Annotated in this window: 8 protein-coding genes; 4 read left to right on the top strand and 4 right to left on the bottom strand. The window is 69.7% G+C overall.

The window, feature by feature from the left end; translation table 11 throughout:
• Positions 1-149: 149 nt before the first annotated feature.
• On the bottom strand, positions 150-998 hold the full coding sequence (locus tag ABZ749_RS20490; RefSeq protein ID WP_357229962.1) for a LysR family transcriptional regulator: 849 nt from the start codon (positions 996-998) through the stop codon (positions 150-152).
• Between the two features lie 105 nt (positions 999-1,103).
• Between ABZ749_RS20490 and ABZ749_RS20485 the strand changes: the two genes are divergently transcribed.
• A complete protein-coding gene (locus ABZ749_RS20485; protein WP_355005403.1) occupies positions 1,104-1,835 on the top strand; it encodes an SDR family oxidoreductase in 732 nt (243 codons plus the stop codon).
• Between the two features lie 108 nt (positions 1,836-1,943).
• On the opposite strand, the gene ABZ749_RS20480 is transcribed toward ABZ749_RS20485, so the two are convergent.
• On the bottom strand, positions 1,944-3,536 hold the full coding sequence (locus ABZ749_RS20480) for a sigma-70 family RNA polymerase sigma factor (protein ID WP_357229959.1): 1,593 nt from the start codon (positions 3,534-3,536) through the stop codon (positions 1,944-1,946).
• Between the two features lie 170 nt (positions 3,537-3,706).
• On the bottom strand, positions 3,707-4,177 hold the full coding sequence (locus tag ABZ749_RS20475; protein ID WP_357229957.1) for a TspO/MBR family protein: 471 nt from the start codon (positions 4,175-4,177) through the stop codon (positions 3,707-3,709).
• A gap of 109 nt (positions 4,178-4,286) precedes the next feature.
• Here ABZ749_RS20475 and ABZ749_RS20470 point away from each other — a divergent pair, with 109 nt between their 5' ends.
• Both ABZ749_RS20470 and ABZ749_RS20465 read left to right on the top strand, forming a co-directional pair.
• A complete protein-coding gene (locus ABZ749_RS20470; RefSeq protein WP_357229955.1) occupies positions 4,287-4,595 on the top strand; it encodes a hypothetical protein in 309 nt (102 codons plus the stop codon).
• Entirely contained in the window at positions 4,595-7,246 is a 2,652-nt protein-coding gene (locus tag ABZ749_RS20465) for a DUF4132 domain-containing protein (RefSeq protein WP_357229953.1), read from the top strand. The genes ABZ749_RS20470 and ABZ749_RS20465 overlap by 1 nt, the downstream gene beginning before the upstream one ends.
• Before the next feature lie 51 nt (positions 7,247-7,297).
• Here the strand turns inward: ABZ749_RS20465 and ABZ749_RS20460 are convergent, their stop codons facing one another.
• Entirely contained in the window at positions 7,298-8,962 is a 1,665-nt protein-coding gene (locus ABZ749_RS20460) for a Na+/H+ antiporter (protein ID WP_357229964.1), read from the bottom strand.
• Positions 8,963-9,234: 272 nt separating this feature from the next.
• Between ABZ749_RS20460 and ABZ749_RS20455 the strand changes: the two genes are divergently transcribed.
• A complete protein-coding gene (locus tag ABZ749_RS20455; RefSeq protein WP_357229951.1) occupies positions 9,235-9,378 on the top strand; it encodes a hypothetical protein in 144 nt (47 codons plus the stop codon).
• Positions 9,379-9,669 lie beyond the last annotated feature (291 nt).

Here is a 9,669-nt window from a genome sequence, read left to right as displayed (position 1 = left end):
AGCCATCCTGGACGATCAATCTCCTAATCCGCGGGTTCGGGGTTCGAGTCCCTGGCGGCGCACCAACGATGAAGGTCCTGACCTGGCAGATCTTTGCGGGTCAGGGCCTTTTTCGCGTACGCCGGTGCGACGAGGTGCGGTGCCAGTGGCTAGAGGCGGAGTGCGGCTCGTACCAGATCAGCGACGGCTCGGGAACGGCTGTGCGGGGGCCAGGCGATGACCGTGGTGACTTCCGGCGCGTCCACGATCGGCACGGCGACGAGATCATCGTTCAACTGGGATCGGGCGGAGTCAGGCACGACCAGCAAGGTCCGGCCAAGGGCGATCAGCTGGAAAAGTTGGGAGTGGCTCTGTGCCTCAGGACCTGGGCCGTCGGGATAGGTGCCGTCATTCCCGGGCCAGCGCGGTAGAGGCAGGTCGGGTAGCTCGGTCACCTCGCTCAGCTGCAAACTCCTGCGAGTGGTGAGGGGATGGCCGGCCGGGAGGATGGCGACCTGGCCCTCGGTGAGCAGCTCCTCGGTGTCGAACCCTGTCAGGTCGTCGAACGGGTGGTGAAGGATCGCGACATCGGCACGGCCGGTCCGCAACAGCCGTTCCTGTTCGCCGGGGCCACACAGCACCACGTCGACGTCGACCGATCCCGGTTCGGTGGCGTAGGCGTGTAGCAGCTTCGCGAGCAACTCGCTGGTCGCTCCAGCCTTGGTCGCCAGGACGACGCTGGCGCGACCGGTGACGGCGAGGGCTGCGCGGCGGGTGCGATGTTCGGCAGCTTCCACAGCGTCCAGAGCTGCTCGTCCTTCGTGCAGCAGGACCGCACCGGCCTCGGTCAGGGTCACCGAGCGGCTGTCACGCTTCAGCAAGGCGGCACCCAGACGGCGTTCGAGCTGACTGATCGCCCGTGACAGTGGCGGCTGGGCTATGCCCAGGCGTTGCGCCGCTCGGCCGAAGTGCAGCTCCTCGGCCACGGCGACGAAGTACCGCAGCTCTCGTGTCTCCACGTGTCGAGCCTAGCCGGGAACGGAGGCGCGACGATACCGTGAGGGTATCGCCCATGGCTCAGGTGGTCTTGGACGGCTTACGGGCCGTGACTCACAGTCGAAGACATGAGTGACACGAAGATCGCCCTGGTTACCGGGGCCAACAAAGGCATCGGGTACGAGATCGCGGCAGGCCTTGGCGCGCTGGGTTGGAGCGTGGGTGTCGGGGCTCGCGAGCAGACCCGGCGGGACGCTGCGGTGGCACGGCTGCGGGACGCCGGCGTCGACGCCTTCGGTGTCCCGTTGGATGTCACCGACGACAGCAGTGTCGCCGCCGCAGCCGATCTGATCGCCGAACGCGCCGGACGCCTCGATGCCCTGGTCAACAACGCCGGAATCACCGGCGGCGGGCCGCAGCAGCCGAGCAGCGTCGATCCGGCCGTCATCCGTACGGTGGTGGAGACCAACGTCATCGGCGTCATCCGGGTGACGAACGCCATGCTGCCGTTGCTCGGCCGGTCGGCCTCGCCGCGCATCGTGAACATGTCCAGCAGCGTCGGTTCTCTGGCCCGGCAGTCCGGCCCCGGTGGTGAGACCTCCACAGGTCCGGTCGCTGTGGCCTACGCGCCCTCCAAGTCGTTCCTGAACGCGGTGACCCTTCAGTACGTTCGGGAACTGGCGGACACGAACATCCTCATCAACTGCGCCTGCCCGGGCTTCGTCGCCACCGACCTCAACGGCTTCCGTGGCGTGCGTACTCCCCAGGAGGGCGCAGCGACCGCCATCCGCCTGGCCACACTGCCCGACGGGGGCCCCACCGGCGGATTTTTCGAGGACGCCGGTGTGGTGCCCTGGTGACGGCTCGCGGCTCGCGGCTCGCGCGCCGGCCGACGAGAGCGGCCCGGCGCCATCGGCGCCGGGCCGCTCGCGCCATCGGCGCTGCACCCACTCCTACGTGCACAAGCCTCAGTAGTCGATATTGATGGCCGCGATCTGGCGGGTGCCGTTGGAGACGATGGCAGGGCCGGCGAAGCGCGAGCTGGAGTAGGTCAGTGCCGTCTTGTGGCCGGGACTGTTGAACCAGGCCTCGATCATCTGCTCGGGTGTGGCGGTGCCCGAGGACGCGAAGAGGACCTCATGGCCGCAGTGCTCAAACGCGCCCGCATCAAGGTTCTGCTTCACGCAGGCTTCCCCGGCGCGTTGCTCCGTGGCGCGCAGCGCTACCTCCGGCAGCCCGAGCGCGCGGCGTCGCTCGTTGAGCAGCACCAGCAGACGTTGTTCGGCGGCGGAGACACCGGATGCCGCATTGGCAGACTTGGGTGCCGACCTGGTCGGTGACGTGGTCGGCGCCGGCGACCTGACCGGCTTCGCTGACCTGGTGGGCGTGGAGGTCGCCCGCGAGGTGGACGGCGACGCCTTGAGCGCCGTCGGGGAGGGCGACGCGAACGCGGGTTCGGTGGTGTCGTAGCCGGGTTCGATGATCGCGGTTGGGGGCTGGGCGCCGGTCGCGCTCGCCGGCCGTTGCGTCGGCCTGTCCGCGTAACTGGCGATGAGGATCCCGCCGCCTCCGATCAGGGCGACGGCCGCGAAGGCGCCGACCAGGGTCTTGGGCAGAGACAGTGCCGTGACGCCGGCCTGATGCGACACCCCGCCGGTCTTCGCGGATGCGCCGGTCGGCGCGACGTCCCGCAACGCCCCGGCGGTCTTCACGGGGGCGCCGGCGGGCGCGACTCCCTGCGACGTGCCGGAGACGGTGTACGCCTTGCGCGTGACGTCCGACGCGAGGCCGGCCGGGAGCGGTGTGAGTGCCAGGCCGGCCAGCAGCCGTTCGGCCGGAACCAGATCCGACGCGGCGTTCGGGCACCGCGCGCAGGTGCGAATGTGCCGCGCCAGTCGCTTGCGCCACACCTGCGCGGGCTGGCCGTCCCAATCGGACGCCGTGTCGATCAGGCCTGCGCAGCCGGGCCGGGCGGAGAGGGCTCGCACCACCAGCCGAGCGGTGTCCAACTGTGCCTTCATCCGGGCCACCCGGACGGTCACGTGGTGCGGGTCCAGTTGTAGGGCATCGACCAGGTCGGCGCGGGAAAGGTGACCGGCCTCGGCCATCCACCACAGGGACAGCAGGTGGCGGTGGTCATCGTCCAGCCAGCGGGTGGCCAGGACCACCTCCCGGCGCTCATTGGACAGGCGAAGCTTGGTCAGCGTCAGGTCCTCGAAGTCGGAGCCCGGGACGACCAGATTGTCGATGTCCTCCGGCGGCGCCGGTGTGACGTGCTGGTACTGCCGGTAGGCGCGGATCTCGTTCATGGTGACGGCCACCAGCCACGACCGGAAAAGCCGCGGATCGCGTACGCCCGCCAGTCCGCGCACGACGCTCAACATCGTGTTCTGCACCACGTCGTCGACATCCGCCGACCGATTCAGTGCCCGGCCCACGATGTTGTACACCAGTGGCAGGTAATGCGAGACCAACGCGTCCATCGCCGCCTGGTCGCCGCGGCGTGCCGCGTCCACCGCCGCCGACATGTCGGTGCTGTTCGGGTACGCGTGCTCGGTCACGCTCACAACCTCGCCTTCACGGGACATCTTCGTACACCGTGGAGATCGGTTGGCACCCGTCCAGGTCACACAAACTGACTTCCTCATCGTCCACCGCGAGTGACGACGTCCAGGCCGAAGCCCCCTCAGTGCGGTGCCAGCCAGCCTTCAGCTGACGGACACCAACAGGCTCACCTGTTGCTGTTGAGGTGGACGATGGTGCCGTTGAGGGCGGTCGCGAAGAGCGTCCACGCGACGTACGGGGCCAGTGCGACGGCCGCGACGCCGTCGGCCTGTGAGGCTCGGCGGAGCAGCACGAGGTTGGAGGCGTTGAGCGCGGCGATTTCGGCCAGCGCGATGGTGGGTCTGTGGGCCTTGAAGAACAGCGCGCTCCAACCGAAGTTGAGGGCCAGGTTGAGCCCGTAGGCACGGGTGAACGCGGCGCGGTCGGTTTCGCTGGTGCGGTCCAGCACGCGGGCGCCGGCCACCGCGATCAGGGCGTACAGCGGCGTCCATACCAGCGGGAACGCCACGGGCGGGGGTTGCCAGGTCGGCTTGCGTAGCCGTTGGTACCAGCGTGAGGACGCGTCGGTGACCGTCGCCCCGGCGGCGGCTGTCACGGTGACCGCTGCCGCGGTCCTAGCCAGGGTTGGTAGTCGCATGCTGTTCAGCTACCCGGCCTGCGACGGATCAATCGCGCCCCGTTCGCCGGCTGAACGGCGGTGGAACGAGAGCGAAACGCTGTCGGAGTGTTCAGTTAGCCTCGGCGCCATGCCGATGATCACCATCACCGATGAAGTGACCGGAGCGCCGAGTGGTCCTGAGTGGACCATGGACGTCTTCGAGGAAGAGGTACGCCTCGGCGAGTTGATTCGGCGGCGGGTCTTTCTGGAGGTGGCGGAGTCCGGCGGGCACGTCGATCCGGAGGAGCGGACCCGGGCGACGCTCGAGGCGTTCGGCCGCAACGGCTTCGTGGTGCTGGTCGACGACCGGCAGGTGACGGCCCTGGACGACAAGGTTCACCTGCACGCGGGGTCCCGGATCACGTTCCTCAAGCTCGTCCCGCTGGTGGGTGGCTGATGAGCGACTCCGATCCGGAGCTGGCGCTACGCGAGCTGATCGCCACCGGCACCGGGTGGTGCGAGCAAGCCGTCGGGTCTGACTCGCGGTACGACCGTCGGGAGTACGCCAGGCAGGTGGCGGCGCTGTGCGCGTTGGCGCCAGCCGGCAGGGGCCCGGTGCTGCTCGCCGCGCTCAACGACCCGGACGGCCCGTACGATCTCGCACCCGCCCAGCGGGAGCTGCTGCCGGAGACCACCGAACATGTCCAGGTGCTCGGCGCCGCACTGGCAGACCTTGATGATGCCGGCGCGGATCCGGATCGGTGGGTCGCCGCGGCGCTGACGCTGATCAAGTACCGGCCGCAACGGCCCTACATCGGCGAACCGTGGGACGGTGCCCGCCGGGAAACGTGGGCCCGGGCCGAGAAGTTCCTGGCCGGGCGGCCGGTGCGGGTGCGGCAGGCGGTGTTCGACGCGTTGACGGTGCCCGGGGAGGACAGCGACGGGCGGCTCAAGCTGATCAAGATTGTGCTCTCGGGCGGCGGGCTGGACAGTGCCGGATGGCTCGACCGGCTGAGCGGTCAAGCGTGGCTGGGATTCAACAGGTGGAGCTGGGGGCTCAACGACCTCACCTGGGAGTCCATCCAGGCCCGGGCGCGGGCCGGACGTACCCACCCGGCGGCACTGGCGACCTGGCGTCGGACGCGGATCGAGCGCGGCTCGTACCACCTGAGCGACGAAGGCGATCGGATGTGGCCGATCCCCAACGTCGGCGAGCGGTGGGCCGACCGCGCCGTCGCCGACATCGAGGCGATGCCGGAGGAGTGTCGGGCCGCCTGGCACGCGCTGTTGGTCCACTGCCCGCTCGGCGCGGACAAGGCCAAGCCGACGACCGCCTGGCGCAAGACCGGCCGGTCCCTGCTCGACGCGGTCGGCGGCGACGAGTTCACCGCGCGTCTCGACGACTGGCTCCCGCTGGTGGGTCAGGCGCGCACCCTGCCGCTGCGCATGACGACGTGTTGCCCAGGCCACCTGGCGGATGCCTCACCAAGGACGATCGACCGCTACAACGTGGGGCTGCTGTGGGGGCTGATCTGGATGCGGGCGATGCTTCCGCCCTCGGAGGAGACCCTGCGCAGCCTCGCCCACATCGCGGAACGGGCCGCCCGCAAGATTCCCGGGCACGGCCCGGCGAGCCCGAAGCTGGCGAACCTCGCCGTTGCGGTGCTCGTCGACACCGATCACCCCGCCGCCCTCGCGCAACTGGCTCGGCTGGCCTCGCGGTTGACCTACAAGAGCACGCTCCGCATCGTCGAGAAGGGCCTGACCAAGCACGCCGAGGCACGCGGCATCGGCCGCGAGGACGTCGAGGAGATGGCGCTGCCCGGCTTCGGGCTGCCGCTCGCGGACAAGCTGGGTGACAGCTCGTACGAGGTCGAGGTGCGCGGCATCGATGCCACAGTGGTGTGGCGCAACTCCGACGGCAAGGTGGTCAAGGCTCCGCCGGCTCAGGTGCGCAAGGACCACGGCGAGGAGTTGAAGGAGCTGAAGGCGACAGTCGCGGACATCGGCGCGACGCTGATCGGGACCCGCGACCGCCTGGAGGGGCTGCTGCGGCGCGACCGCGCGTGGACCGTCGAGCAGTGGCGGGAGCGGTTCCTGGACCACCCGCTGGCCCGGACCCTGGCCCGACGGCTGATCTGGACCGTCGACGGCGTCGCCTGCTGCTGGGGCGGCGACGCCCTGCGGACCGTGGACGGCACGGTGTTCGAGCCCGCCGGCGACGCCACGGTACGGCTGTGGCACCCGGTCGACGATCCGGCGGCGGTCCCGGCCTGGCGGGACTTCCTGGCCCGGCACACGATCACCCAGCCGTTCAAACAGGCGCACCGCGAGCAGTACCTGCTAACCGACGCGGAGCGGGCCACCGGCACGTACTCCAACCGGTTCGCCGCGCACATCGTGCGCCAGCACCGCCTCATCGCGCTGCTGTCCCGGCGAGGCTGGTCGCACGTTCGACACCGCAACGACGGCGCCAGCTACCAGGACCCCTGGCTTGCCCTGCCGGACTGGGAGATGCGCGCCGTGCTGCACATCGCCGGGATCGAGGATCAGGGCGACGACCTGATGTTCGACACGATGGGGACCGACCAACTGGTGTTCCTCCGGGGGGAACGCACGCCGGTGCCGCTGGAGGAGGTTCCGGCGGTCGTACTGAGCGAGGTGATGCGTGACGTCGACCTGTTCGTTGCCGCGGCCGGGGTGGGCAACGACCCGAACTGGTACGACGGCGGTCCCCAGGGCCGGTACCGCGACTACTGGTCGCAGAACAGCTTCGGCGACCTCACCCCGACGGCCCAGACCCGCCGGGAGGTGCTGGCCGAGCTGATTCCCCGGCTGGCGATTGCCAACCGGTGCACGTTCACCGACCGGTTCCTCGAAGTGCGGGGTGACCTGCACACGTACCGCATCCACTGCGGCTCGGGCAACATCCTGATCGCCCCGGACGACCGGTACCTGTGCATCATTCCCGACTCGGCGAAGGCGAAGGAGCCGGAGATGTACCTGCCCTTCGAGGGCGACAGCCGGCTCGGCGAAATCATCAGCAAGGCGTTGCTGCTGGCCGCCGACAAGAAGATCAAGGATCCGGTGATCCTGCGCCAACTGTGAGGCGGCGGGTGACGGCACCGGGCTGAGGCCACGGCGCCGTCACCCGGCAGGTCAGCTGGAGGTCCGCCTCGGGAGTAGCAGCTCCTCGTGATCGAGTTCACGTTCCAGGACGCGGAGTTCCTCGTCCGGCAGCCGGCCGGAGTCGCGCCAGCGCACCAGCTCCTCGCGCTGCGCGTCGATGGCCGTCCGGCGAACCCGAAGCGCCCTCTCGTACGCCGGTGAGGTGGGCAGTTCCGATGAGCCGCTCTGCTCCAGAAGGTCCAACCGCCCGCGGTAGCGCGCCAGTCGGGCCAGCAGCTGCGTACGGGTGGTGTTGACGGCCACCGCACTGTCCGACTCCGCGGCGGCGACCTCGTCGAGGCGGGCCAGGGCAGCCTCGACCGCAGCCGAGCGGGCCTCGTTGCGTACCCGGGCCTGGTCTGCTTCGTTGGCGCGCAGGCCCAGCATCCGCACGAGCGGCGCGAACGTCAGGCCCTGCCCGACGAGTGTCACCAGGACGACCACGAAGGTGCAGAACAGCAGGAGGTCACGGTCGGGAAAGGGTGCGCCGCTGTTGGTGGTCAGCGGCAGGGTGAAGATCGCGGCCAGGCTGATCACACCACGGGTGCCGGACCAGCTCAGCGCCACCACCTCACGGGAGGTGAGTCGGCGGGCGTTGCGGTCAGCGCGCTCGATCTGCCGCGCGCTCCCGGGTTCGTCGGGGTCGTCCTGCTCGGAAATGCCGCCCAGACGGGTGTGCAACGACCGGGGGAGGGACTGGGTCATCACCAGCCACGCGGGGCGCAGCAGGAGCACCACGCCGACCGATATGGCGACAGCGATGACGATTGTCGACGTGTCGTACTGACGCAGACCCTTCACGACCTCGGGAAGCTGCTGGCCGATGAGCAGGAAGACGAAGCCTTCGAGGAGGAAGTCGACCAGCCGCCACACCGCGCTGGTCTGCAGCCGGGCGGCCCCCGAGGTGAGCTGCGGTGTCTTGTGACCGACGATCAGCCCGGCGACCACCACGGCGAGCACCCCGGAGACGTGCAGTTCCTCGCCCAACAGGTAGGCCACGAACGGTGTCGCGAGCGAGATGGCATTCGACAACAGTGGGTCCGCCGTGAACGGTCGGGCCAGACGTACCAGCCAGGCCACTGCCGCTCCCACGGCGACCCCGCCGACCGCCGCCAGGACAAACTGGGCAACGGCGGACGGGAACGAGAACTCACCACCCACCGCGGCGGCCACCGCGACGCTGAGCATCGTCAGCGCTGTGGCGTCGTTGAGCAGCCCCTCGCCCTGAATGATCGTGACCATCTTCGGTGGCAGGTTCACCCGGCGGCCCACCGCCAGGGCGGCCACCGGGTCGGGTGGCGCGATGGCGGCGCCGACCGCGATCCCGGCAGCGAGCGTCGCCCCGGCGACGAACAGGTGGAACCCGATGCCGACCAGTACCCCGGTGAGGAGCACCAGCAGCACGGACAAGCTGACCACGATGCGGAGGTTCCGGCGGATGTCCAAAAGCGAGGAGTCCAGTGCGGCGCTGTAGAGCAACGGCGGCAGCACGATCATGAGCACAAGGTCGGGGTCAAGGCCGACGTTGGGGCCGGGGAGCAGCGCGTACACGATGCCGATGAGCGGCAGAAGCGCCGCGGCCGGCAGCCCGGTGCGGGCCGCCACCCACCGCACGACGACGATGACCGCGACAGCGGCGAGCACGAACAACAACATCGAATGGGTGCTCACCTGGTTGATATTCCCCTGGATCGGCGCGAGGTTGCTCGGAGCCACCGCGGGTTCGTGGCCGAGCCGGCCGAACGGCACCGTCGGCGCAGCATGCAGCAGTGACGAGCGTACCCGCCTGGGCACCGGACCTGACCGACTGCTGAACACGGCCACCGTGCCGACACCGGCGACGACCACCGGTACCTCAAGGTCACGGCCGGGACCGGTCCCCGACAGAGCGTGCGAAGAACGGCCGTCGCGCCCCTACAGTCCGCACCATGAGGTGGACGGTGCGACTCGCGGTCACTCTTCCCGTACTGCTGACCGCCGTGGCAGCCGGTGCCGTGAACGCCGTCGCGGCGCCCGCCGACGGCGACCTCGGCCTGGCCCTGCGGCCCGGCCAGGATCATCAGGGCTGGTGACATCGAGCCGACGACACTGCCGGCCTCCGGCGCGTACACGGTGGTGGTGGACCCGTCCGGATTAGCAACCGGGCAGGTCACGCTGACGCTGCGGTGAGGCGAACCCCTGCCTGTTCGGGTGACGTCCGCGTGCTAGCGTCTCGTCCCGTTGCCAGCGAGCGCCGCTAGCTCAACTGGCAGAGCAGCGGACTCTTAATCCGCGGGTTCGGGGTTCGAGGGCAAGTACGTCGACCTGCCCGACGCGTACCTGTCGGTGAGTGAGGCGATCCGGGCGGCGGGCTTCGGCCACCG

Source organism: Micromonospora sp. NPDC047753, assembly GCF_040642735.1.
Lineage (GTDB): Bacteria > Actinomycetota > Actinomycetes > Mycobacteriales > Micromonosporaceae > Micromonospora.
Note: the sequence above shows the minus strand (reverse complement) of the source record. Positions and strands in the feature narration are given on the sequence as shown.